Source organism: Hoylesella enoeca JCM 12259, assembly GCF_000613405.1.
Classification (GTDB): Bacteria; Bacteroidota; Bacteroidia; order Bacteroidales; family Bacteroidaceae; genus Prevotella; species Prevotella enoeca.
Genome location: NZ_BAIX01000001.1, coordinates 21,894 through 47,642, shown reverse-complemented (window position 1 = coordinate 47,642; position 25,749 = coordinate 21,894). Strand labels below are relative to the sequence as shown.

Here is a 25,749-nt window from a genome sequence, read left to right as displayed (position 1 = left end):
ATCAATACATTGATTAAAACATTATTACACTTTAATTTGCGCCGTTCTCAATTGAAGCATTTCCTTAGGAACAGCATTTCGGATTTCTTCTGTAAGCAAATCGCGAATCGTTTGGCGGATGAAGCTCTTGCCGGTGAGCATCACAATCTCGCGTGTGGGTATCGGAATGGCAAACGGACGGACAAGTTCCATTTGGTGATTATTGAATTGATAGGTGGCGAGTTCGGGAATAAAGGTAACGCCTTTGCCGCTTTCCACGATGCGCATAAAGGTTTCGATGCTGCCGAGAGAATAGGCTTTCTTGCTCTTATTGGCAGCTTTAAGATGACAGAACTTTACGAGTTGATCGCGGAAACAGTGTCCTTCATCGAGCAACCATAGATATTCTTCGGTGAGATCGCTTGTTTTGATGGTTTTGTTTTTAAATAAATTATCTTCTCGAGCCACGTAAGCGAAGAACTGTTCAAAGAAGAGCGGCGTGACGTTAAAGTCGTCCATATCATCTAATTGAGCTAAAATACCGGCGTCGATGTCATCGTGTCGCAAGGCACGTTTGATGTCTTCGGTCTTCATTTCGGCAACACGGATGTCCATTTCAGGATATTTTCGCATCAGTTGTGGTAAGAAACGAGGAATCAGATAAGGTGCAATCGTAGGCAGAATACCCACTCTGAACGTTCCCATCAACGAGTGTTTTTCTTCTTCTACGGTCTCTTTTATCTTGCGAGCACGCAGTAGTGTGCGCCACGCTTGCTCCACAACGAGTCGTCCAATAGGTGTAACGGTAATGGGATTGGTCTTTCGATCGAAGATCTTTACACTCAATTCGTCTTCCAATTTCTGCACCATCGAACTCAGGGTAGGCTGCGTTACATTACAGTTTTCGGCTGCTTTGGCAAAGTGTTTGTGGCGATACACGGCCACAATGTATTCCAATTGTTGTAGTGTCATATATATAAGGTTGTTCGCAAAGATAAGTATAAAATGCGAGATGAACAATGCTTACTTGCGTTTTTTCAGCTTGTTGTGTTTTTGTTACGATCGTGTGGAATGTTGATAAACAGGGATTCAAAGTGTCGTTTATAGATAATCTCAATGAGATGATAGGTTTTATCTGTTTGAAACAACGTGAGATCATCATACCTTTGCATCAGAATAAGAATTAAAACGATATATTATTAACTAAATTACTATTGTTTATGACGATACAAATGCCACAACTTCCGTATGCACCTAACGCATTGGAACCGATTATTAGCGAGCAAACCATCAATTTTCATTATGGTAAACACTTACAGAATTATGTCAATACGCTCAATAATTTGATTAAAGGTACTGAGTTAGAAGGCAAATCTGTGGAGGAGATTGTTAAGATTGCACCCGAAGGTCCGGTGTTCAATAACGCAGGACAAGTATTGAATCATACGCTTTATTTCACTCAATTCAAGTCTCCTGTCAGTGAAAACGTACCGCAAGGAAAGATTGCCGAAGCTATCAATGCATTTTTCGGAGACTTTGAAACATTTAAAAAAGAGTTTACACAAGCTGCTGTTTCGTTGTTCGGTTCAGGTTGGGCATGGCTCTCTCAGGACCAAAATGGTAAGTTGGTCATTACCAAAGAGGCTAACGGTAGTAATCCTTTGCACAGTGGCTCAATCCTTTGATGTGCATAGATGTGTGGGAACACGCTTACTATCTTGATTACCAGAATCGCCGTCCGGATCATATCGCAGCCGTATGGGATATTATCGACTGGGAGGTTGTGGGTAAGCGAATGCAGTAAATGACTCTCCCCTACCCTCTTCTTATTTGAAAAGGTGTAAGGATTCACTATTCATGGAATTTTCAATTTAAATTAAACAATTTATATTCATCCTCTCACTAACAACTCAATAGATTCTCCCTCCCTTTTGGGAGGAGTGGAGAGAGGTTTTAAAACTTAATCATTATGTCATCAATTATCAATTCACAAGCACCTGAGTTTAATGTAAATGCCTTTCAGAACGGCGAATTTAAGAAAGTATCTAACGAAGATATTAAGGGTAAATGGGCTCTGTTCTTCTTCTATCCGGCTGATTTTACCTTCGTATGTCCTACCGAATTGGTAGATCTTGCAGGTAAATACGACGAGCTGAAAGCAATGGGTGTGGAGGTATTTTCAGTAAGTTGCGACACTCACTTCGTACATAAAGCTTGGCACGATGCCTCTGACAGCATTAAGAAAATCAATTACACGATGCTCGCCGATCCGTTGGCTGTGTTGGCAAAAGGCTTCGGTGTGTATAAGGAAGATGAAGGATTGGCTTACCGAGGAACATTCCTCGTTGACCCGGAAGGCCTTATCAAGCTCTGTGAAATACAGGATAACAGTATCGGACGCAATGCAGACGAACTCGTCCGCAAGGTAAAAGCAGCTCAATTCGTAGCTTCTCACCCCGGTGAAGTTTGTCCCGCAAAGTGGAACGAGGGTGCAGAGACACTGAAACCAAGTATTGATTTGGTAGGGAAAATCTAAGAATGAATCCCTTTAAAACCCTCCCTCATAAGGAGGGTTTTATTTTTTTGAGTTTTATTGAAGTTTAAAAAAGAGTATTGATACGAATCAATCAAAATATAAATCCATAGAAATTACTTTCCCTCTGAGGGAAGAATGAGGAGGAACTCAATGTTAGATACCAATATTTTAAGTCAAGTTCGCGACCTGTTTCAGGGCTTGCAATCAAACTATACATTAGCTGCCGTCATCGGTTCTGATAATGACAAGGCAGTGGAAATGCGCGAATTTCTCAATGATTTCGCATCGACGTCCGACCGACTCACGGTTACTTTCGTCGAAGATGAATTTCATCAGTTGGCCTTTTCGTTATTGAAAGACGGACAAGAGATAGGTATTCGCTTCCGTGGAATCCCTAACGGGCACGAGTTTACATCGCTTTTGTTAGCTGTACTCAATGCAGACGGACAGGGAAAGAATCTTCCCGATGAGGCCATTAGTTGTCGGATAGCAGCTATTCAGGATGAGATAAAGTTTGAAACGTATGTTTCACTCACCTGCACGAATTGTCCTGATGTTGTGCAAGCACTCAATGTGATGGCGCTTCTCAATCCTTCGATCAGCAATGAAATGATTGACGGAGCTTTGTTTCAAGACGAAGTGAGTCGGCGGAACATACAAGGCGTACCCTCGGTGTTTGTTAACGGCGAACCGTTTCATACGGGTCGCGGTGATTTAGGTGAGCTTTTGCAGAAATTAGAAGACCGAATGGGCAGTTCGGAAACTGCTATCGGCGAACCGATCGAACGTACTTATGATGTCATTGTACTCGGAGGAGGACCTGCCGGAGCATCGGCCGCTATTTATTCGGCTCGCAAAGGTCTGCGCGTCGGTATCATTGCAGAACGCATCGGAGGTCAGGTGAAAGACACGGTAGGTATTGAAAATCTCATCTCCGTGCCTCAAACGACAGGTGCACAATTAGCTGCCAATCTCAAAGAACATATCGGTCGTTATGAAATCGATGTCTTTGAAAATCGAAAAATAGACCGTGTAGCGCTGCAAGGAACGCAGAAACGTGTATTCGTTCGTGGCGGCGAGGAATTTGTTTCACCCGCAGTCATCCTTGCGACAGGTGCCGGTTGGCGTCGGTTGAATGTCGAAGATGAAGCTCGTTATATCGGTCATGGTGTGCATTTCTGTCCCCATTGCGACGGTCCTTTTTATCGGAATAAAGATGTGGCAGTCATTGGGGGCGGTAATTCGGGTATCGAAGCAGCTATCGATTTGGCCGGAATCTGTCGGAATGTCACCGTGTTGGAGTTTGCCGATAAGCTCGGTGCCGACACTGTTTTGCAGGAGAAAGCCCGCAGTCTGAGTAATGTAGAGATCTTCGTTTCATCGCAGACGACTGCCGTACTGGGTGATGGAGAAAAGTTGACAGCCCTTTGTGTGAAGGATCGTAACACCGATGCAGAGCGTGAAATCAAACTGGATGGCGTGTTTGTACAGATAGGATTGAGTCCCAACAGCGACTTATTCAATGGGCAATTGGAACTGACTGCTCATCGGGAAGTAAAGATCGACGAGACCAACCGCACATCATTGCCAGGTGTCTATGCTGCCGGCGATGTGTCGAGTGTTCCTTACAAGCAGATTATCATTGCTATGGGCGGAGGTGCCAAGGCTGCTCTCTCTGCTTTTGAAGACCGCATCCGCGGCGTTATAGCCTCTTAACTCAGGAGGTATGAGAATGTGACAGAAATCCATTTGGATTAAAACGGAATCACATGTATATTTGTTTCTATACGTATAGAAGTGGTTTCGTCATATCTGTCACATTCTGTTTTGCAAACTAATTCGTTACTTCCACCTACCTTTCTTATTCTTGTATCTGAATGTCCTTATTATCTAATAAATTCTTGTCTTTTTAAACGAGATATCCTTGACGATCATATCTTTGGTTCGCTCTTGAATAGCTTGCATCCAAGTAGTATCATTGGGAAGATTATTCCAAAACTTTCTATCGTCGATCCATATATTCAAAGTTATTCTTACGACATAGACTTCTTGTTTATCATCCATTTCTTTTAGGGTCTTATTGTATAGGATGACACCTTTCATATATTCTTTTCCGTCGGGTTGGCTCCACGGCCCTTCGGACATCGTAGACATGTGTCTGATATGGAAGCAGCTGTGTGCTATCTTAGCATATAGCTTAGATACTGGTTCACCTATATAAGACTTTTTCGTACTCACAATATCATGTAAGAACTCTTCTACACACTTATCATTATTTCTAAGTGTAGTCGCTTTATCTATTCTTGCATAAAGCGATACTACACTTACGAGCAAGATTCCTAAGATAAATAATACTTTCCTCATATAATATTTATCTTCCATCTATTTCGATCTAATAAGTCATGGTTATTCTGTCTCACTGTATATCTGTGTCTTTTCAAACGAGATATCCTTGACGATCATATCTTTGGTTCGCTCTTGAATAGCTTGCATCCAAGTAGTATCATTGGGAAGATTATTCCAAAACTTTCTATCGTCGATCCATATACCTAAATCTATATATACGACATAGACTTCTTGTCTATCATGCATTTCTTTCAGAGTCTTATTGTATAAGATGACACCTGTCATATATTCTTTTCCATCTGGTTGACTCCATGGCCCTTCGGACATCGTAGACATATGTCTGATATGGAAGCAGCTGTGTGCTATCTTAGCATATAGTTTAGATAATGGTTCACCTATATAAGACTTTTTCGTACTCACAATATCATGTAAGAACTCTTCTACACACTTATCATTGTTTCTAAGTGTAGTCGCTTTATCTATTCTTGCATAAAGCGATACTACACTTACGAGCAAGATTCCCAAGATCAGTGTTACTTTCCTCATATAATACTATTTTATTTCATGACTTCCATTCCATCCGGTCTATTCTAATAAGTCATGATTATTCTGTCTCACTGTATATCTGTGTCTTTTTAAATGAAATATCTTCAACGATCATATCTTTGGTTTTTTCTTGAATAGCTTTCATCCAAGATGCGTTGTTAGGAAGACTATTCCAGAATTTTCTATCGTCGATCCATATATGCAATGCTATTCTTACGACATAGACTTCTTGTTTATCATGATGCATTTCTTTCAGAGTCTTATTGTATAGGATGACCCCCGTCATATATTCTTTTCCGTCGGGTTGGCTCCACGGCCCTTCGGACATCGTAGACATATGCTTAATTCTAAAACAACTATTTTTAAGCCTATCATATATATGAGATAGAGGCTGATGAATATAGTATGCCCTACTTTCACTACCTCTACTTATTTCAAGTAAAAGTTCTTGGATACACTTATCTTGATCAGAAGCACGAGTTTCTGATTTTTCTATTTGACTCCAAAGGGGGATTACATTTATAAGTAAGAGCCCACAAATTAGTATTAGCTTTTTCATATTATTCACATTTTACTGGTTTATCATTTTTACCTATCCCATAGGTGGTTATATTATTTTTCGCTTTTTTCTTATATTTGGTAATACCAATTCCTCCACCAAAGTGTTTTATGACAAGAGCTAATCTAGCTATCATCACATCATTATAAGAGAAACCTTCATATAGGGAGTTATTGCTTTCTAAATAGTTTTCGCATTTTCCATCTATTTTGAAGTTGTTATTTGGAGCTATTTCATCTTTTATAGAATCAAACAGTTTAGCTGCTTTTTCTCGATCTGTGATAGTCAGTCCATAAAAGGTCGAGTCTTTATCAGCATAGATTAAATACCCCTTAAAGTTGCGACGTGTTGTATCAGTAGCCATCTCACAAACTTCTTTTAAATCGAGTGGTGACGGAGGCGTTTGATTTCCATGATTATGAACAGTAAAAATAGTACTTGGTTGAGTGCTGACAGTGCCTTTGTTGCAGATGCATTGTTTGAATCTTAGATATTCTCTTTTCTCCATAGTCATAGAGTCCTACCGCAACAGCGTATTCAATAGAATTGTTACGATGTACGGAATCTGTAAATTCAGAGAACTCAATATAACGATAATTAGTTCCTTTAAGTTCCTTGGCTGAATCTAATATCTTCATAAAAGAATCTATCTCTGTCTTTAAATCTTCACTTTCTTGTATAGAATTACAGTCTTTTTCAAATTCATCATACGCTGTTTTTCCACTTGGATCTTTATCATTAGAATTATCTGTTTCTACGCTTCCTGTAGCACCACTATGCCCACCAGGAATAACTATATAACCTCCATGCTCTGAATAATTTGAGAGTTGAGCAATAGAAAAAGTATATTGTACGGTTAAATGAAAGTCTCTGTTAAAAGCTTTCATCTTTAGGTTTCGAATGAAAGTTTCGACAAATCCTAATATTGAATTGTAAGAGCCTAAATCATTTTCAAGTGGAATGAGAATAGAAGCGCGCCTAATACCAGTTACATAGAATCTGCACGTGTTTGGTTCTCTATTCATACTTCTAATGATATCTCTTGCCCATTCCATAATAGTTTCTGTTGACACTCCATAGATAATACCTGGAGAGTAACCGAAATAGTCTGCCATAAAAAAGAGTTCAAGATCTATACATTCAAATGGATAGGTTCTTGTCATTGGAGCATTGTTTATGTCTACCGCAATAGCTGAATCTTTCAGAAATTCGTAATCCAATAGGTGCTTTTCTGTTTTCAGCCCATTTTTGGCAAGATGGGCGAATTCGTGTGAATAGAGAAAACGTTGGGTGATAGGTATTTCATTATTCAAAATATCTGCATCAACCAATTTGGGTGAATGTAGAGCGTCTTTGAGGATTACAGAGTCATCCTCCCTCATTTCATATTCGACGGGGTAATATATTGCCCCGCTAATGACTTGGGATGAAGGATCTTGAAAGGGAATGAAATAAACCATTCCATATTCAGTGCTATAACTCAATTTGACGGAATTGTACAGAGGTTTCTTTCCTGCCAAAAGGCGATGATAAGCCGCTAACTGTTCAGGCTGATTGTTGATAGTTTGAATAAATTTAGCAGCATCTTTGTTTGTCTTGCCTTCCGAGATAGAGATCATTCCGCCATCTTCTATTTGGGTACATCCATAAAAGAGGCATACCGGTAATAGAATACCCATCTTCGCGAGGGTAAGCCATTTGTCAATCCATTTTCTTTTTGTTTCCATACGCACGATTTTGTTGAATTTAAAGATATTGTTTAGGTGTATTGTCCCATTTCCTCACACTGCACTCGTTATCCGGTTAGTGTTTGCAAATATAACGAATGATGTGATTCGTTGTTTAATTTTAATGTTAATAATTTAAAATATGCGTCTGAAATGTTTCCATGTGTATTGGGATAGATGTGTGATCAAGGAGGGGATGGCATGCAGGAGGAAAGTGTTTTCGATGGCTGTAATGATAAGTATGCGACAAGTCAGATAGTCTATTCTGAGAAGTATACGAGTAGTGGGGCAGCGCTATACGAGTGCTGCCCCACAGGTATACGACTTCTCAGCTTACCGGTTCTGACATGTTTTTTGGAAGTATAATTCCAGTTGTGCCTTGCGCACCAAGGCTTCCAAGTAATAGTAGTCGGCGTAATTGAGCGGCTTATCGAGTTCGTTGTTATGTGGAATACTGCCCACGGAGTGCATCAAGATGAAGTTGCCGTTGTGTCCCGGTCGGGCTGTGTATCTGTCTGATGCCAGGTTGCGGATGATCTTATCGGCATAAGTCTTGTAGTCTCCGGCGTTTTTGAGATCGATCGTACAGAGTTCATATAATGCCGATGCAATGACTGCTGCGCTGGATACGTCGCGCAACTCGTTAGGGATCTTAGGCGCACTCATGTCCCAATAAGGAATGCAGTCGGCTGGCATGGCAGGATGATTTTTCATCATCCGGAAAGTCTTGATGGCCTGGTTGAGGTAACGCGGATAACCCGTGAAGCGGTAACACATCGTATATCCGTAAATGGCCCATGCCTGTCCGCGACTCCAAATAGACTCATCGGCATAGCTTGGGCTGTTTGGCGATGGCGCACGTGGCCATCGGTCAGGTTATAGTCCACCACATGATAGCAACTGCCATCAGGGCGGAACTGGTTCTGCAACGTTTTGTCGGCATGACTGACAGCAGCATTGAAGAAGACAGAGTCGCCCGAGAGACGCGTGGCGTTGAACAGCATTTCGAGATTCATCATGTTATCGATGATCACCGGACACTCCCAGCCTCGGCGCGACTGCCATCCGCGATCGACATTCCACGACTGAATAATGCCGGCAGCAGGACGGAAGCGAGAGAGCAACGAGCGCGCCGCCGTGACGATCACATTTTTATCGGCAGGGTTGCCGGTCAGTCGCAGACTGTTGCCGAAGCTGCTATCGATGATAAATCCCACGTCATGATGGCTTGTGAGATGCTGTGCTTGCTTGATGGATTGGGTGAAAGCATTTGCCTTGCGTGCCCAAAAGTTGTCGCCGGTCAGCTCATACATGTACCATAGTGATCCAGGGAAAAAGCCACTACGCCAGTCTTCATAGTCGCAGTAGAACACCTTGTTGTCCTTTGTCAGCGTGACAGGATTGAGTAGCTTACCGCTTCGGTCGATCGTTGTCAGTTCGTTGCTGAGTTGTGTCTTGGCGTTGTCGATGATTTGCTTGATGAGATGCAAGTCTCCGTTGTCTGAGTTGGGCCAGGCCGTTGCCAGAAACGACAGGAAAAACAAGATCAGAATGTTTCTTCTCATAATCTTTATTTGGTCTTTTTAGTGATGACATAATTGTAGATGCCCTTTGGTGTCATTGTTCGGGCGGTGAGCGTCAGGCGATAAATCTCATTATCCCACACGTTGGACAGGCGCGGATCGGTGAGGCTCACGGTCTCAATGCTGGGTTCGAAGGTGGCGGCATCATATTGCAGCACGGCCGTGATGCCTTTCACGCGGATGGTTACAAGGCCTTTATGGCTGATGTCCACCTGTCCCCAGGTGAGGAAATTGATCTTGTTGGGCACCCGGGTCTCTTTCAGCACGAAATCGTCTGAGACGAGCAGTTTGTCCTTCTTCAATTGATATGAGCGGGTCCATCGTTGCACCGCGGCTTCGGCAGGATAGGCCCCTGCTATGTCGGCCGAGAACGATCGGCTTTTGGCATCGGCTTTCACGTTGCGCGCCTTGTATTGCGCCCCGAACTGCTCGGCTACGCCGTTGATCATCGGCAGATTGTGATAGTCGCTCTGCATCGTCCAGATCTTGTAGCGGTCTTTGCTGAATGTCTGGCGGGTATAGGTGCCCACGCCGGCATCGATCATCACCGGCACATTGTCGAAGGCCAGGATAAAGGTGCCCACATCGTTGTGGTTGTGACTCTCGTTGTTGAATCCGCCCTTGGCCGCCAGAAAGGCATTGCCGCTGCGCATATAGCAAAACTCGGTCTGCGGGTACCAGGTGAAGTCGGGGAATCGGAACTGCCCGGCTTCTTGTTTGAGGAGAGGTTGGAATCGGAGCGTTTCCAGTCCGATATAGAGATCCATCCAGCTTCCGGGTAGTTTAGCGGGATTGGCTTTCTCGCGCATGGCTGCCATCGCTTTCATCGTAGGGCTGTTCACCGCCACGCCGTAACGATAGATGAGCGACGTGTTGACTTCGCCGGCACGCGCCGAAGCGTCGGCGAAGTTCACCACCCATTCGTCGCCGATGTATGAGCGGGCGATATACTCGCCCATACGCCGGATCTGCTCATTGCCGAAGAGATTGATTCGGCCGCCCGTGATGAGGGATAGCGCCGAGAGATAATCGTAGAGCTTACCCGAAGCATGGCCCCAATAAGATGGGCCTTCTTCGCAAGCACCATCACTCTTGACATAGTTGAGGAACTGGTCGACCGACTTCATCGACTTGTAGATGGCCCGTGCCAGTGTGTCGGGATTGTCCTCCAACAGCATGAAGCATAGCAGGGCATTGGCGTTGCACCAGGGATTCCAGTTGTTTACCACCACACCCTCTTTATAGTTGGTGGCCATCCACCAGAAGTCGTTACGTTGCAGATAAGGATCAAGTTCGCGGCGTTGCAGCTCGTGGCGCAGACGCAGGGCGATCATCGGATCAATACGGTCGAATTGATCTTTCAGGAAGTAGTAAGTCCATGACAACATTTGGGCCATGCCGCCTTGGTGCAGCTCGAGAATATCTTCGCGGAAGTCGGGCATGGCACGATGCGTCTTCTGGTAGGCCGCCAGATGAGCCGACTCAGCCCACGATGTCATCTCGCTGAAAAACAATATACCGTTCATCAGGTCGTCGATGAATCGGCCCTTACCCTCGGCCAGCTCACCCATGAGTAGCACGCTGAACACCCGGCTGTTTTGTTTACCGGGATTCTGCATGGCATTGCGACTGCCCGAGCGCTCGTATTCCAGATAGTCTGACGCCCGCACCACGGTCCAGTGATAGTCCAGATAGCGTTCGGCGTCGCGTATGATGGTTTCCTTGTTGATCCCGGTGAGCCGATCCCATCCGGCGCGATCGGTATAGGCGGGGTAAGGCACCCATTGACGGTTCATTACGAGCGACTGCCGCACCTGTGCCTCGGTGGCGGCCTTCTCCAATAGGTTGCGTTTCTCGTAGGCCAGTGACGGCAGTGCTATCGCAATGAGCAAGACGATTGGTAGTATTATTTTCTTGATCATCTTTTGTTCTTTTATCGGAATCGGATGTTTGTCACCACCTCTGTGGACTTACCAATCGGGGTTCTGTGTCAGTTTATCGTTCTTCTCAATTTCGTCTGCCGGAATGGGCCAGAGATAATCGCGCGCTGTGACGGCACGAGTATAGCGAAATTTGCCGGTAATATCTTTCTCCTTCCGCTTGTCGAGAGTTTCGAGCAAGTGCCAGCGTTTCATATCGCTGAAACTATGGCCCTCGCCGGCCAGTTCCACAGCACGTTCGTGGCGGATGCGTGCGAAGACTTGATCTTTGGTTGTGGCTTGCAGATAGCTGGGGCCACTGTTGATCCCTGGCATCTGTACGCTCTTGCGGGCACGCACCTCATTGATCAATGCCACAGCTCCGCTGATGTCGCCCAATTCATTCAGGCATTCGGCCTGCATCAGTAGGACGTCGGCATAACGAATGAGCGGGAAGTTGATGGGCGTGTGGAGACGGTTATTGAGAGCACCTGCCATGTTACCTTCGGGAACGAACTTGCGCCAGAGATAGTTCTCATAGTTGCCGTTGACGCGCACGTAACCATTACCGCTGACGATCGATGGGGCGATGACGAATTCGCACTCCTCTTGTGCATTGGCATACCAACCAGTGTAGTGGGTATAAGGCAACAAGACGGAAGCATTCATGCGCGGATCGCGCTGCTCGTACATTTCCAGAAGTTTACCTTTGGCAGCGGGATAGGTCTTTACTTTTCCTTTTTCCATCGTTGCGCGGAATGTCTTTACCTTGATCTTGTCATCGGTTTTGATGCCTGGGAACCAGTCGTCCCAGTCAAAAGGTCGGCCGTCTTTATATTCATAGGTATCTACGAAGTGGGACGACACCATGACATTGTTCCAGCAACTGCCGTAGGATTCGCGCGCTCCCATGTAGAGACACATGGGCATGCCGTTGTCGGTGCCTGTACCTCCCATATTCTGGATGGCGAAGATCATCTCGTCACTCTCGTCGCCGCCTGGCTTGAAGAGGTCGGCATAATTGTCGTAGAGTGCAAACTTTCCGCTGGCAATTACTTCGCGGAAGCAATCGGCAGCTTTCTGGTAATCTTTGTGATAGAGATAGACCTTGCCTTTGAGCGCCAGGGCCGCATATTTGGTGGCACGACCGTAATCGTTTTTGGGCCACTTCTCGGGTAAGGTGGCGATGGCGGCGTCAAGATCTTTCACGACGAAATCATGCACCTCATCGGCCGTGTTACGCGGATTGAGCATGTGGTCATAACGATCTCTGATCACTACACTCTCGTCGTAGATAGGTACACCGCCCCAAAAATCTAAGAGCGTGAAGTAATAGAGGGCGCGCATGAATTTAGCTTCGCCTTTGTATTGTGTCTTCTGGGCATCGGTCATGTCGCATTGGTCCACGTTTTGGAGCACGCCGTTGGCACGAGCTATGCCCTCGTAGAGATGCTTCCACTTGCTCAATACCTTGCCATTCTTCACGTCGTAGTTGCCGCGCTGAAATACTTGATAAGAGGGATGGTCATAACCCATTGCAATGCCGCCAAGTCCGTCCATGGCAAACTGTAGCCCGAAGATATCATCGGCCTTCATGGTGCTATATACCGCCATCATCGCCTCTTTGGCATGCTCTTCTGTTTTGTAGAATTCTTTGGAGCTTAGTTGATCGGCCGGCATACGGTCGAGGTCGTAACATCCTGTGAGTGCTAAGGTCGCTGCGACCGTAATGGCCATGATATATTTCTTTTTCATGATTTGATACTTGATTAAAATGATACATTGATACCCATAACTGCTTGCTTCATCGAGGGATAAGCCATGCCGCTCACCTCGGGGTCAAAGCCTTTGTAGGAAGTGAAAGTGAAGAAGTTCTCTAAACTGCCATACACTCGCACGCGGCTAATGCCCATGTGATTGGTGAGATACTTAGGCAGTGTGTAACCTAATTGAATGTTGCGAATCTTCACGAAGCTCTTATTTTCAAGATAGAAATCGCTTTGCTTGGTATTGATTTCGTCTTGGTATTCAAGTAGGCGAGGATAGGTGGCGTCTGTGCGTCCTTCATACCAGCGACCGTCGGCCACTTTCTTATTGATTTGATAACCGTAGCGCACAGTGGGTGTGTTATAAGCATCATGCTTCCAATATACTTTCGCTCCGAATGCACCTTGCAGTAGTACGGATATGTCAAAACCTTTCCAAGCAGCATTCAGATTGAAGCCCATGAGGTACTTTGGGTTGGGACCGTCGCTCACGATCTCTTTGTCGTTGTTGTCGATGATGCCGTCACCATTGACGTCTTTGTAGAGGAGGTCTCCTTTTTTGGGTGTGCCGAACGCTGCAAACGGATTCACCTTTTTGCCGTCAGCTCCTATGGGTGCATTGTCGATCATCTGTTGTACGAGTTGCATATCCTCGTCGGTCTGTAAGAGCCGATCCACGCGCAGCAGATATTGTGAGTTGATGCTATGTCCTTCCCATATCAGGTTAGCACCGCTCACGGCCATACCATCTTTGCCGGTTCCTTTGAATTTATTTACCTTGTTGGTCACATACGTGAAGTTGCCGCTGATGCCGTAAGAGAAATCGCCTACATGGTCTTGCCAACCCAGGGTAAACTCCACACCTCTGTTGGTAACGGTGGCGCTGTTGACTTTTGGAATCGATGTAGTGCCGTGGACGCCAGGTGCCGGCAGATTGATAAGGATGTCGGTGGTGCGCTTATTGAAATAATCAAAGGTACCGGTGAATCGATTCTTGAAGAATCCAAAGTCGAATCCCACATCAAAAACCTTGGTCGTTTCCCATGTCAGCAGTGGATTGGCAAGTGCAGCCTGCGCCATACCTGTTGCGATGGTATTACCCAGCACATAGTTGAATTTACCCTTATTGCTGGTGTAGAGCGATTGTGAGTCGTAATTGCCCACAGCGTTATTACCCAGCGAACCGTAAGACATGCGCAGTTTGAGGTTGCTCAGTTTGTTTCCGAAAACACCCTCCATAAATTTCTCTTGGTCTATACGCCATGCCGCAGATGCCGAAGGGAAATATCCCCAGCGCTTGTTGGATTGAAAGCGTGAAGAGCCGTCGGCACGCAGGTTGAATTCGAAGAGATATTTATCCTGCCAGTTTAGATTCAATCGGCTGAAATAAGAATGCATTGCCCATTCGGTCCGGTTACCGTTGGCAGTGGCCTGGCCGGTAGCACCATCGAGAGAGTTCATGCTTAGGTCGATCAAATCTTGTTTTGTTACACCAAATGTCTTGTATCTGTACAGTTCTTGGCTGGCACCTAACATCAGGTTGAATGTAAGTTGATTTTTCAGCAGTTTATTCTCATACCGCAGCACAGCGTCGTTGAAGTAGCGCTCTGTCTTACTATTGTAATTATAAAAAGTTTGTTTCGTTTTGGTTGTGTAAGTAGCTTGCTCGGTCAAGAAATTCCATCCTTCAAGCAACACCGGCTTACGAGTTACTTCCTGATCCAGTAATTCATACGAATAACTCAATGCCAGCGAAAGTCCATTCAATGGCTTTAATGTAGCTAAGAAACGCGGATGGAAGTTGTTCTTTCTATTCTCGCCAGACCATTTATAGGCGCGAATCAGCGGGTTATTGGCCGAACTCTGCGCGGCATCTTCTTCGTTGTTGATGGCGCCGAATCGTCCGTCGGGTGCTTGGAACAACATTCCCGGTGTGGTGGCTGACGCATAAGTGAAGACATTATCAATCTCATGATTGCCAGGTTGCATGTCGGCCACATAACCACTGAGTTGCATTCCGATGTTCAACCATTTGCTAACGTCGGCATCCATATTCAAGCGGCCATTGTATTTTGTGAATCCGGCATTGTGCATCACACCCGGATTATTGAGATAACCGAATGAACCATAGAATCGAATGCGATCCGATCCGCCCGAAGCAGACACGACATGATTGGTGGAAACAGAGTTCTTAAACGTCTCGTCGATCCAATTGGTGTTCGGATATTTTAAAGGATTTTGTCCGGCATCGTTTCTCCAAGTGTCGATAGAGTTCTGACTGAAGGGAGCTTTCTTACCACTATTAAGATAACCTTCGTTGATCAGCTCCATGTAAGTGGCATAATCAGACACCGGTGTGAGTGTCTTCCGGATGGACTCAAACGAGACATAGCCATTGTAATTTACTTGAATCTTACCCTTTTTACCACTTTTGGTGGTAATTAAGATAACACCATTGGCAGCACGCGACCCATAGATGGCTGATGAAGCTGCATCTTTGAGCACGGAGATCGACTCGATGTCTTGTGGATTCACCGTATTGATACCGGCTTCCGAACCGTCGATGATGATAAGCGGAGTAGAAGAGTTGAGGGTTCCTTGTCCGCGAACGAGGATCGATGCATTGTCATTGCCTGGCTGATTATGGTTGGATGTTACCGATACACCGGCAGCCAAACCGGCCAAAGCTTGTGATACATTGGTGATGGGACGGCTCTCGGCCAATTTTGACACGTTGATGGACGAGACAGAACCTGTCATATTCACCTTTTTCTGTGTTCCGTAACCCACTACGACAACTTCGTTTAGGGCCTGATGGTCTTCACGCATCATGATGGAAATGGTTTTACGACCATTCACTTTCACTTCTTGCATCGAATAACCGATGCTCGAAATACTTAAAATGGCATCAGGTGATGACACTTTGATCGTAAAACGTCCGTTCAAATCGGATACGGTTCCATTAGAGGTACCTTTTTCCATGATACTCGCTCCTACCATCGGACCCAATGCGTCGCTAACATTTCCAGTCACAGTAAAAGCATTTTGTACGGGGGAAGTGAGTAAAGCATGTTTGCTTTTCACTTCACCGGGAGAGGCATAAGCCATCAGTGTAACCAAAGAGATGGTTGTTCCCAAGAGTAACTTCTTCCAAAGTGCACTGCTTTTATTATTCTTCATAAAGTAAAATATTAAGTTAGTCATAAGTATATTAATAGGGAATTATATTTGACAGAATCCGTTTCGTGTACCATGGATCATTGATTTCTTTAAGTATCTTCCCCATTTGGGCACACAACCGACTCATAATGTCAGGATGTTCTTCCGGTTTCAGTCGGTGCATTTGATATGGATCGTGTCTGTCATCAAATAGTAAAACGTCCTTTATTTGATGTTTTTTATTGATATAAATAGCCAGCGTGTAGTCGGCTGTCTTGATTCCGCGAGCCGACGGGAAATAAGAGATGATCTTACCCGCAGCATCTTTCTCACCATTCACATTCTGAATATACAGCGCGCCATCAGGTTTCTTTATACGAGCATTCGCATGGAAGAACAGTGCCGAATAATCTTTTCCTTGCACTTCGGATGGAATACGCTTGCCAAGACCTACCATTCCTAAGATGGTCGGCATAATATCGGGCGACGACAACAGCAGATCATCCACGCGAGGTGTCATCTTTCCGGGATAGCGCACGATGAACGGTACATTCATCGACTCAGCATAAGGCGAGTTCTTGGGGTCTTCGGTGTTTTGACTACACATCGTTTCGCCATGATCTGATGAGAATATAACGATCGTATTCTTATCTAATCCAGCCTCTTTAAGGGCTGCTAAAATCTGTCCGAAAGCTCGGTCAACTCCTGAAACAGATGCAAAGTAATAGCGAACAGCCACGGCTTTTTCCAGATCTTTGGCGGCATTGGGACGAATAAGCAAACTGTCGAGCGGCTTATCTCGATAGAGTGCATAGTCTTCTTCCATGCAGTCGTCCAGCGATCGATACGGACTGTGAGGTGGATTCATTCCTATCATTAGGAAGAAAGGCTTACGAGGATCGCGCACGTGATCTTTATTGCGGATATAATCGATGGCCTTTTGAGCTTCATGTAGCGGCGACCACTCGTGCGGTTCGTGCTTGATGCCGTCGGTATCCCAGTAATGCGGGTTCTTGTGAGTATCGAATGTGCCGTAAGAATACCAATAGTTGAATCCGTGGCGTTGCTCTTTCGGTGTATAGGCATCCCATGCTGGATTGCGATCTTCTACATAATGCCCGGGACGTTGTGGGTCGTTGGGTGTAGGATGGTGTGCATGCAGCTTGCCGATATATCCGCAATCATACCCCGCTTGGCTCATCACGTCGCTGATGCACGTGGCATCGTCGCGCAACGAACTGTTCGGTCGATTGGAATTGCAGTTCAGTGTGATACCGCTTTGATGCGGATACATTCCCGTTAGCAGCGATCCGCGATGCGGACTACTCAACGGACAGTTGCTCATAGCTGATGAAAGAACCACCGATTCACGAGCAAACCGATCGAGATTTGGTGTTACCACGGGATCGCCTTTTGTGCGGAGTTTATCCCGAAAGCCCTCTTGGCTCCAAAAACCCAGTGCAAAGTTGCGAAACTGGTCGGGGAAAACATAGATGACATTAGGCCGCTGTTGCATTTGTGGCTTTGCTTTTTGGGCCATTCCCGATTGCGGAATAACGACCAGACTGCTCATCAGAAGATTAAATGTTTTCATCTTTGCGATGTGTCATTTAAGTTTAAGGGTGATTATTATTGATTTCGTAGATGTGATGCAAAAGTATAAACGGGCGCTCTATTTCGCAGCAGATATCGTACAAAAAAGGTACAAAATCGTTCAAAACATGCGTTTTTCCGCTTCATTCCGATACCTTCGGAAAAGTGAAGAAAACCTATCATGATTGATGCTTAACCGTATCTGTTCGATTTTTATTTGTAACTTTGCATGCAAATAACGGTAAATGAAGAAATTATATATTGAGACTTACGGTTGCCAAATGAATGTGGCCGATAGCGAGGTGGTCGCTTCCGTGATGCAAATGGCTGGTTATGAACTGTGCGAAAACGAGTCAGAAGCCGACGCGATATTTATGAACACGTGTAGTGTTAGAGAGAATGCAGAGAACAAAATATATAATCGACTCGACACATTGCATGCCGAACAGAAAAAAGGTAGGCATGTCATCTTGGGTGTATTGGGTTGTATGGCCGAGCGAGTGAGAGACGATCTCATTGCGAATCACCATGCACAGCTTGTGGCCGGCCCCGACTCATATCTCAATTTGCCTGATATGATCGCGCAGGTAGAGACTGGCAACAAGGCCATTGATATTGAATTATCGAAGACAGAAACTTATCGAGATGTTGTTCCGCAGCGGATCAGTTTGGCAAAGATTGGTGGTTTCGTAAGTATTATGCGCGGTTGCGATAACTTTTGTCATTATTGCATCGTGCCTTACACCCGTGGTCGTGAGCGTTCTCGTGATGTTTCGAGTATCCTGAAAGAAGTAACGATTTGCAGCAGCAAGGTTATAAAGAGGTAACTTTGTTAGGACAGAATGTCAATAGTTATCGCACCCAAAAACAGGGAGGAGTTTCTTTCCCCGAACTTCTACGTTTGGTGGCTGCCGAAGTGCCTAATATGCGGGTGCGATTCACCACTTCGCATCCCAAGGATATGAGTGATGAGACGCTCAAAGTGATTGCAGAGATGTCCAATGTATGCAAGCATATCCACCTACCTGTGCAAAGCGGAAGCGATAAAATACTCAAACTGATGAATAGGAAATATACCGTTGAATGGTATATGAATCGTGTGCGGGCCATCCGAGAGCTGATTCCCGATTGCGGATTGTCCACTGACATCTTCGTGGGTTACCATGATGAAACCGAAGAAGATCATCAACGCTCGCTCGAATTGATGCGTACTGTGGGTTACGACAGTGCGTTCATGTTCAAGTATAGCGAACGTCCCGGAACCTATGCAGCCAAACATCTGCCCGACAATGTGCCCGAAGAGGTGAAGATCCGACGGCTCAACGAACTCATCAAGTTGCAGACTGAGATGTCGGCAGCTGCTAACAAGCGTGACGAAGGCAAGATTTTTGAAGTCTTGGTAGAGGGTCCCAGCAAGCGCAGTCGCGAACAATTATGCGGCCGGACAGAGCAAAACAAGATGGTGGTCTTTGATAAAGGCAACCATCATATTGGTGAATTTGTCAGCATTCGCATCACAGGCAGCACCTCAGCCACGCTTTTCGGCGAGGCGATTTGACGTTTTCCACAAGCGGGAAAACCACGATTGAAACAGGATAATAAACTCAATAAGTATGAAAAAAATCATTTTGCGCAGCACACTTGTATGTGCGTTGTGTGCGGCAAGTATCGAAATGCAGGCACAAATCAATTTGGATAACGTCTTGAATCAGGTCAAAAGTGCTGCTGCTTCGGTGTCGTCGGCTACATCTGACGTTACCACTACCTCGGCATTAACTACTGTTTTTGCTGGTAATAAAGCGGCAACGAAAGACAAAGTCATCGGCACTTGGACTTATCAAGAGCCTGCCATCGTCTTCAAAAGTCATAATTTCTTGAAGAATGCAGGCGGTAAAGTGGCTTCGAATATCATTGAGAAGCATTTGCAAAGCAAGTTAGACGCTTATGGATTCAAGCGCGGCGAAATGAAGATGACATTCGACAAAGACGGCCATTTCACGCAATCACTTCAAGGACAGGCGCTCAAAGGCACCTATACCATCAGCGGGAGCAATATCGTTTTGAAGTATGGTGGGCAGGTTAGTCAGGTTGTCGGCACGACACAAATTGATGGAAAGAATCTGCTCATCGTGATGGATGCGAGCAAACTGTTGTCGTATATGAAAGTCGTTGGCAGTTTGTCGGGCAATGCTTCATTGAAAACCGCTTCGTCACTCATTGGTAGTATGGACGGAATGTTATGCGGATTGCGGTTGAACAAGCTATCCAGTGGAAATCAATGAAAGAACTGATGAGTTGACTCATCTATTTCCTTGTCAACTCATTTATACTTAACAAGCTTCTGATTAACGGTCTTTGGCACGCTCATTAACGGTTTTTGAGCGTGCCAAAGACCGTTAATCGTAAGGGACTGGGAATTTATTTTACGAGCGTATCAACTTTTTCAGCATCTTGTAAAACAGAAAAGCAAAGGATGGATAGTGCTTTTTTCCTTGACCGAAAAACCGGATTGGCGCTCCCATTCTGACCAATTTGTATCGCCAATCACCCTTTACACCCCACGTTTTTCGCAATTTTTTCACTTCATCAAACAGCTCTTTACGTTGCAAACGGAATGCGTGCATTGCGAGTGCAAATATCCGATAATTGAAGTAATGATTGATTTCAGGAGCTTGGAGATTGTATTTGCGGATGAGATAATAGCTCAATCGGGTAACACCTGTAACGAAACGGAATTGACGCTCATCGTCTTCGGCATTTGAAACAGAAGTTTTTCCCGTACTATAATATAAGGTAACATCGGGAAGATAGGCAATTTTTCCCGCGTATGCCATAATGAATGAAAGTTGCAAATCTTCGCATTTGAAGGCTTGATTACGGAAAAGCATCGGGTCTTCGGCATAGGCTTGCAGGAAAGTTTGCTTGCGATAAAGGGCGGTGCAGAGGTGAATAACGGGCAAACTTACTTGTATTGCGATTGGAACCAACAGTCTCCGACCGTCTGTAATGCTGTTTTCAGCGGAAAGAATAGGGTGGGGAAGAACGCTCTTCGATGGTTCGTCATAGTATCGCCAAGCGGTATGTACGAGTGTGATTGATGGATTTTCTTCTAATAATCTCACCTCTTTTTCGAGCTTCAAAGGGTCTACCCAAAAGTCGTCTCCTGCACAATCGGCAACGAACTGGCCGTTACACGCGAGTAGTGTATCATAATAATTGTCGATAACTCCTTTGTTTCGGTCGTTTCGGTGATAGTGAATGATGTCGGGAAAACGGGTTGCATAACGTTCGCAAACAATTTGAGTAGCGTCTGTTGAACAGTCGTCGCCGATACAAATTTCTATCGGCAGGTGGCATTTCTGCATCAAAATGGAGTCTAAGGCTCGACCGATCGTTTGCTCTTGGTTGTAAGTTACAACAACGACGGATATACAATTGTTCATCTTCGGCATTGTTTTAGGAAGTTGAATAATTGGTAGATCATCCACGTCAGAGCGCTGCTTGTGATGTAAACCGCAGCAAAGAGCAGTACGACGAATAAATAATGCGTGTCGTATTCGATACCGATATATTTCGTAAAACGGCTTAACAGCAAAGGAACTCCACCACAAAGGAAGTAATAAACAAGGCTATGTGCGCCTGTCCACTCAATCAGTCGATTCGTGGGTAGTCGCTGAATAAGCATCATTGTTAATGTAATGGTAGTGAAAATATCGATGAGAAAGAGTGCGTAATTCGTAATATGGATAGGCCAGATCAACAAAGCCACATTCCATTTATATTCAAGTATTTTTATAATCAGTAATAAAATAATCAGTAGGTATGTGTATGATGACTTGTGAAAATGGTTGAAACGTGATTCGTTTTGGTGATAGACGTAGCCTGCACAAAGGAAAAGAAGAGCTTGAAAGGCATTGTCTAATTGCCAAAAAAGTGGTTGATGGTGTGTGGATAAAGGGATGGATGTAAGGAAAGCGATAATGGACAGGAGAATAATCCACTGTGTTTTGCCTCGTGATACACACAGAATCAACATAAAAATCAGTTCGCTCACAATGAGTGCAGCCACAAACCAAGAGGCGTTTCCGGTGAGGATACTTGTCAAGAGATGGTTAATAGAGGTATTATCGGCGTGCGCCCACATTTTGGGTAAGGCCATTATAGCGGTGAAGAAGAAGTAAGGCAGGATGAGACGAAGTATTATTGATCGGAGTTTTCGACGCCAATTGAAACCGTTTTGACTATAAAAAAGATAGCCGGAGATAAAGAAAAAGAGGGTGAGTGCATTGATAACGTAGAGCGAATAAGAGATGATATTGCGACCGGTAGCATAGAGTTCGGTATGGTCTAACAATATTGCGAGGATGCAAATGCCGCGTAAGAGGTCGATCCAACGTATTCGCTCCATTTTAATCAGCTATTTTCAGTTGACGATAACGATCTTACATACAGTGCCTTTTTTACTTTCTTGCGTAGCTGTTTGCACCATATAGACACCGCTCGAAACGCGTTTGCCGCTGCGATCAGTACCATTCCATTGATAGATTCCGCCATTGCTGCGACCTTGATTGACAAGTATTCCGCTCGCAGTAACGATTTTTATGTCGGCATCGTACGTTAAACCGGTAATCGTTATGGGACCATTGTAGTCAGGATGAACGGGGTTTGGATAAGCATAAACACTGTTTTTGGTCATCGTTTCGGCCGGTTCGGTGGCATCACTCAAGTAAGAGCAGAGTCCGTTTTCTGTTCCGAAGTATACTTCTCCGCTGTTTCCATCAATGGCAATAGACTCAATATTGTTTGAGAGTAATGGACTGTTGTCGGCCGTAAAGTGATGAATCTGGGTGAGATGGTTGCTACTTATCAGGTAAACTCCATCTCCTTGGGTACCGAACCATTTACGATTCGCACCGTCGACAGCCACACATGTAATGTCGATTCCGTTGAGAAGATAATCTGCATAATCGGTTCCGTCGTTGCGGGGAACTTTTATTTGTGTGAATACAGGCTTCGTGTTGTTTATTTGGTCGCGCTTCAACAGCAGCGGACCGACATCTGTTCCCATCCAAATATGGTGTTCTTTGTCTTCTGCAAGACACCTGGCGTAATGAACATTGACAGTGGTTCCATCTTGATTCGTAAAACTTTTGAAAGACAGCAGACGGTCGGTCGAAGTGTTATAACAGAAAAGCGAGGGTGTACGATGATAATCGTTGGCGAACCAAAGCAGACCTTCGGTATCGAAAATCATCGATTTCATATTCTCCAAAGACTTCTTTTCATCATACATCAAAGCCGGATTATGATGCGAAAGCCATTTTCCTGCGGTGTTATATTCTACTAACGAGGTAGAGGGACTAATGCTATTGAGCGCCCAAAGATTGCCTTTTGTATCGAATTTGATACTTTGAACGATGACGTAATCTTTGTCTTTGGGGTTCGGAACAGTTGAAGCTGTCTTCAAAACGGGCACATTATTGTTATAGTTTTGTACGAATTTACCATCGTAAAACTCATAAACTCCCGTTCTACCAGATACAAATATGCGTTTATTATCACGCGGATCGATATCTATTCCACTGTTATCCACAAATTGATAACCTGTCAGTCGACTGATGTTTTCATCTTGATAGATATGCCAATTGCCATTATCAAGCACCTGAACAGTGCCCGGACGCATCATATCGTCGGTAGAAGTGAAGCCTCCTCCGACAGTATATAAGCGGCCGTTATACCACCGCATAAATCCGAAATGATTGTATTTCGGACCGCCGGGATTGACATTTTGAATCACTTTCAGCAATTTTTCGTCAATCGTTTTAGAGCGAGGTACGTGTTCACCCACGCGTTTCCATTGGCTTTTATCATATAAGTTAGCCGTGAGTAATGCCGACCAAAGTCCGTGAGAAGATGAAGATGCATAGAGACGGGCATCTTTGATGTAGGCATAATCTACTCGGAAGCCAAGACGATAAGTATCGCTGATCTCACCTGTCTTCATATTCAGCTTCACGATTCCGAATCCGTTGCAAAGATAAGCACTGTTACCGGCAACGTAAATGCTATTGACTGTTTTGTCGGTTGTCATCGATTTATTGCGATAATCGGGTATATTTATCACATCACCGTTATCGGAAAGCAGATCGATATTGTTGTTTTCATACAGGATGAGTAGCCTTTTCGCAGGCGCACACCATGCTATCTGTGAAACCAAACAGTCGCTTAGCCCGCTCGCTTTATCATAGGTGGTGACGCTCTTATCAGTAGGGGTGTAACAAAAGACGCTTTTTGAGGCGACAACAAACATCTTTTCGCCCGCTGATTCGATGCTTTTCACATCGCGATAAGACATGTATGACTTCCACTGCGTAGATTGGGCAGAAGTTGATAGTGCATAAAGCACGCAGAATGAGAGTGTTAGGAGTTTCTGGGAGAACATGTTCCGAACGATGGATTGAGCTGCTGCAAATAGTCGGCCAACTGTTTAACGGCGCGTGCCCGATGTGAAATTTGATTCTTGATATTCATTCCCAATTGAGCAAATGATAGTTGATAACCAGTGGGAACGAATAAAGGATCGTAACCGAAGCCTGCTGTTCCTTGCTTTGTCAGCGCTATATGGCCTTCTATTTTTCCTTCAAATGTATGAGAAATAAGTTGATTTGATGTTTTAAGTAATAACGCAATAACTGTGCGAAACTGTGCTTTTCGGTTGTTGTTATTACCTAATTCACGAAGAAGTTTGCGCATATTAGCCTCACTGTCGTGGTCGGTTATGTCGTCATAGCGAGCACTTCGCACGCCGGGAGCACCTCCGAGTGCTTCTACTTCAAGGCCGGTATCGTCGGCAAAACAACTTAATCCATATTTATTATACACGTAACGAGCTTTGATCAGAGCATTTTCCTCTAACGTATTACCTGTTTCCGGGATATCTTCTGTACATCCAATATCGTGCAAAGAAACGATTTCAAACTCACTGCCGAGGATATTTCGGATCTCGGATAACTTGTTTTGGTTATTTGTTGCGAATACAATCTTCATTCTTTTTGTAATTTTTCTTCTTCCATTTGAAGTGGAGTAGGAGAGAGAGTATTATTTTTCGGCACTTTGACTTTCATCTCATCAAATCCTTCTCCATATACACCGATCACTTCACTTTGACTTACCAAGGCATTGGGATCGAGCATTTTGATGATTCGAAAGATAAAAGTACTCTCGTTCTTTTTAGCTAAAATGCACAAGACTTTCATATCTTGTCCCGTGTACCAGCCGTGACCATCAAGCACAGTAACGCCTCGATCGAGCTGAGTAGCGATTGATTGCGCAATGTCTTGATACTTTTTAGAGAATATAAAGAACTGAACCGACTGCCGCATACGGCTCATATAGGTGTCGAGCATATAGTTTTCGATAACCATTGTACAGAATCCGAAGACTACTTTATGCGTTCTTTCGATGATGGTTCCGAACTGAGGGAAGAAGAAACAACTACCGATGATGATGAAATCGACGAATATCAGCACCTGACCTATTGAAAAGTTGTGGTACTTATTGACGGCAGCTGCAATGATATCTGTGCCTCCCGTACTTCCGTTGTTATGAAAGACGATGCCCAAAGATGTGCCGGTGAAACAGCATCCGATGATGAGCGACATAAAGTCTTGTCCTTCGCCGAGAATCTTTACGGGGTTACCGGCTGCGTCGACAGGTACTGCCGCCTGTGCAACTTTCAGTATAAAGTAAAGTGCTATGATAGCATAGATGGTCTTCATAAGGAACTTTAAGCCCAGCGATTTAAATGCAACGATGAGCAATAGAACATTGATGATGATATAAGTGTTCTCTACCCGGAAGCCCGTTGCATAGAAAATAATGGCCGACATACCTGTAACACCACCTGCAACGATCTCGTATGGCAGGAGGAAAAAGGCCCAAGAAAAGGCATAAATGATAATTCCTAAGGTAATAAAGATATAATCTTTGGTCTCATTCCATATCCTTTGATGGTCAATAGTCATAACTTTGATGTT

At 44.6% G+C, this 25,749-nt stretch carries 18 protein-coding genes and 3 pseudogenes; 5 read left to right on the top strand and 16 right to left on the bottom strand.

Annotated elements, in window-relative coordinates; all coding sequences use genetic code 11:
• Positions 1–24: 24 nt before the first annotated feature.
• A complete protein-coding gene (locus JCM12259_RS00200) occupies positions 25–951 on the bottom strand; it encodes a hydrogen peroxide-inducible genes activator (protein ID WP_025064963.1) in 927 nt (308 codons plus the stop codon).
• Positions 952–1,199: 248 nt separating this feature from the next.
• Between JCM12259_RS00200 and JCM12259_RS12910 the strand changes: the two are divergent.
• The 3 genes and pseudogenes from JCM12259_RS12910 (at position 1,200) to ahpF (ending at position 4,231) form a co-directional block, all read left to right on the top strand.
• Positions 1,200–1,783: pseudogene (locus JCM12259_RS12910) on the top strand (superoxide dismutase).
• A gap of 165 nt (positions 1,784–1,948) precedes the next feature.
• Positions 1,949–2,515, top strand: coding sequence for an alkyl hydroperoxide reductase subunit C (ahpC, locus tag JCM12259_RS00185; protein ID WP_025064962.1), 567 nt, complete (start codon positions 1,949–1,951; stop codon positions 2,513–2,515).
• A 150-nt stretch (positions 2,516–2,665) separates the two neighbouring features.
• The gene (gene ahpF / locus JCM12259_RS00180) at positions 2,666–4,231 is read left to right on the top strand and encodes an alkyl hydroperoxide reductase subunit F (RefSeq protein ID WP_025064961.1); all 1,566 of its coding nucleotides are present in this window, start codon (positions 2,666–2,668) and stop codon (positions 4,229–4,231) included.
• Between the two features lie 174 nt (positions 4,232–4,405).
• Here the strand turns inward: ahpF and JCM12259_RS00175 are convergent, their stop codons facing one another.
• From JCM12259_RS00175 to JCM12259_RS00130, 10 genes and pseudogenes are all read right to left on the bottom strand, one after another.
• Complete coding sequence (locus JCM12259_RS00175; RefSeq protein ID WP_148299523.1) at positions 4,406–4,753, bottom strand: hypothetical protein; 348 nt, start codon at positions 4,751–4,753, stop codon at positions 4,406–4,408.
• 168 nt (positions 4,754–4,921) lie between these two features.
• Complete coding sequence (locus tag JCM12259_RS16360) at positions 4,922–5,107, bottom strand: hypothetical protein (RefSeq protein WP_148299522.1); 186 nt, start codon at positions 5,105–5,107, stop codon at positions 4,922–4,924.
• A gap of 358 nt (positions 5,108–5,465) precedes the next feature.
• The gene (locus JCM12259_RS00165) at positions 5,466–5,975 is read right to left on the bottom strand and encodes a hypothetical protein (protein ID WP_148299521.1); all 510 of its coding nucleotides are present in this window, start codon (positions 5,973–5,975) and stop codon (positions 5,466–5,468) included.
• The gene (locus JCM12259_RS00160; RefSeq protein ID WP_025064957.1) at positions 5,968–6,330 is read right to left on the bottom strand and encodes a hypothetical protein; all 363 of its coding nucleotides are present in this window, start codon (positions 6,328–6,330) and stop codon (positions 5,968–5,970) included. The genes JCM12259_RS00165 and JCM12259_RS00160 overlap by 8 nt, the downstream gene beginning before the upstream one ends.
• Positions 6,331–6,382: 52 nt before the next feature.
• Positions 6,383–7,693, bottom strand: coding sequence for a hypothetical protein (locus tag JCM12259_RS00155; protein WP_025064956.1), 1,311 nt, complete (start codon positions 7,691–7,693; stop codon positions 6,383–6,385).
• A gap of 333 nt (positions 7,694–8,026) precedes the next feature.
• A pseudogene (locus JCM12259_RS12905) lies at positions 8,027–9,258 on the bottom strand (glycoside hydrolase family 88 protein).
• 5 nt (positions 9,259–9,263) lie between these two features.
• Positions 9,264–11,198 carry a heparinase II/III family protein gene (locus JCM12259_RS00145; protein ID WP_148299520.1) on the bottom strand — a complete coding sequence of 645 codons (1,935 nt, stop codon included), beginning with the start codon at positions 11,196–11,198 and terminating at the stop codon, positions 9,264–9,266.
• Positions 11,199–11,246: 48 nt separating this feature from the next.
• Positions 11,247–12,950: a RagB/SusD family nutrient uptake outer membrane protein gene (locus JCM12259_RS00140; protein WP_025064954.1), complete on the bottom strand. Its 1,704-nt coding sequence runs from the start codon at positions 12,948–12,950 to the stop codon at positions 11,247–11,249.
• 14 nt (positions 12,951–12,964) lie between these two features.
• Positions 12,965–16,141, bottom strand: a complete 3,177-nt coding sequence (locus JCM12259_RS00135) for a SusC/RagA family TonB-linked outer membrane protein (RefSeq protein ID WP_025064953.1) — start codon at positions 16,139–16,141, stop codon at positions 12,965–12,967.
• 31 nt (positions 16,142–16,172) lie between these two features.
• On the bottom strand, positions 16,173–17,660 hold the full coding sequence (locus JCM12259_RS00130; protein ID WP_234396494.1) for a sulfatase family protein: 1,488 nt from the start codon (positions 17,658–17,660) through the stop codon (positions 16,173–16,175).
• 298 nt (positions 17,661–17,958) lie between these two features.
• Here JCM12259_RS00130 and miaB point away from each other — a divergent pair.
• Positions 17,959–19,271: pseudogene (miaB, locus tag JCM12259_RS12900) on the top strand (tRNA (N6-isopentenyl adenosine(37)-C2)-methylthiotransferase MiaB).
• 55 nt (positions 19,272–19,326) lie between these two features.
• Positions 19,327–19,995, top strand: coding sequence for a lipocalin-like domain-containing protein (locus JCM12259_RS00115; protein WP_025064951.1), 669 nt, complete (start codon positions 19,327–19,329; stop codon positions 19,993–19,995).
• 141 nt (positions 19,996–20,136) lie between these two features.
• Here the strand turns inward: JCM12259_RS00115 and JCM12259_RS15655 are convergent, their stop codons facing one another.
• From JCM12259_RS15655 to JCM12259_RS00090, 5 genes are read right to left on the bottom strand one after another with little or no spacing between them, the layout of a single operon-like run.
• Complete coding sequence (locus tag JCM12259_RS15655) at positions 20,137–21,156, bottom strand: glycosyltransferase (RefSeq protein WP_025064950.1); 1,020 nt, start codon at positions 21,154–21,156, stop codon at positions 20,137–20,139.
• Positions 21,153–22,121, bottom strand: a complete 969-nt coding sequence (locus tag JCM12259_RS00105; protein ID WP_051559015.1) for an acyltransferase family protein — start codon at positions 22,119–22,121, stop codon at positions 21,153–21,155. The genes JCM12259_RS15655 and JCM12259_RS00105 overlap by 4 nt, the downstream gene beginning before the upstream one ends.
• A 15-nt stretch (positions 22,122–22,136) precedes the next feature.
• Positions 22,137–24,155, bottom strand: coding sequence for a type IX secretion system anionic LPS delivery protein PorZ (porZ, locus tag JCM12259_RS00100; RefSeq protein ID WP_036888297.1), 2,019 nt, complete (start codon positions 24,153–24,155; stop codon positions 22,137–22,139).
• On the bottom strand, positions 24,134–24,760 hold the full coding sequence (locus tag JCM12259_RS00095) for a non-canonical purine NTP diphosphatase (RefSeq protein ID WP_025064947.1): 627 nt from the start codon (positions 24,758–24,760) through the stop codon (positions 24,134–24,136). Before JCM12259_RS00095 ends, porZ begins: the two co-directional genes overlap by 22 nt.
• Entirely contained in the window at positions 24,757–25,737 is a 981-nt protein-coding gene (locus JCM12259_RS00090) for a YitT family protein (protein ID WP_025064946.1), read from the bottom strand. Before JCM12259_RS00090 ends, JCM12259_RS00095 begins: the two co-directional genes overlap by 4 nt.
• Between the last annotated feature and the right edge of the window lie 12 nt (positions 25,738–25,749).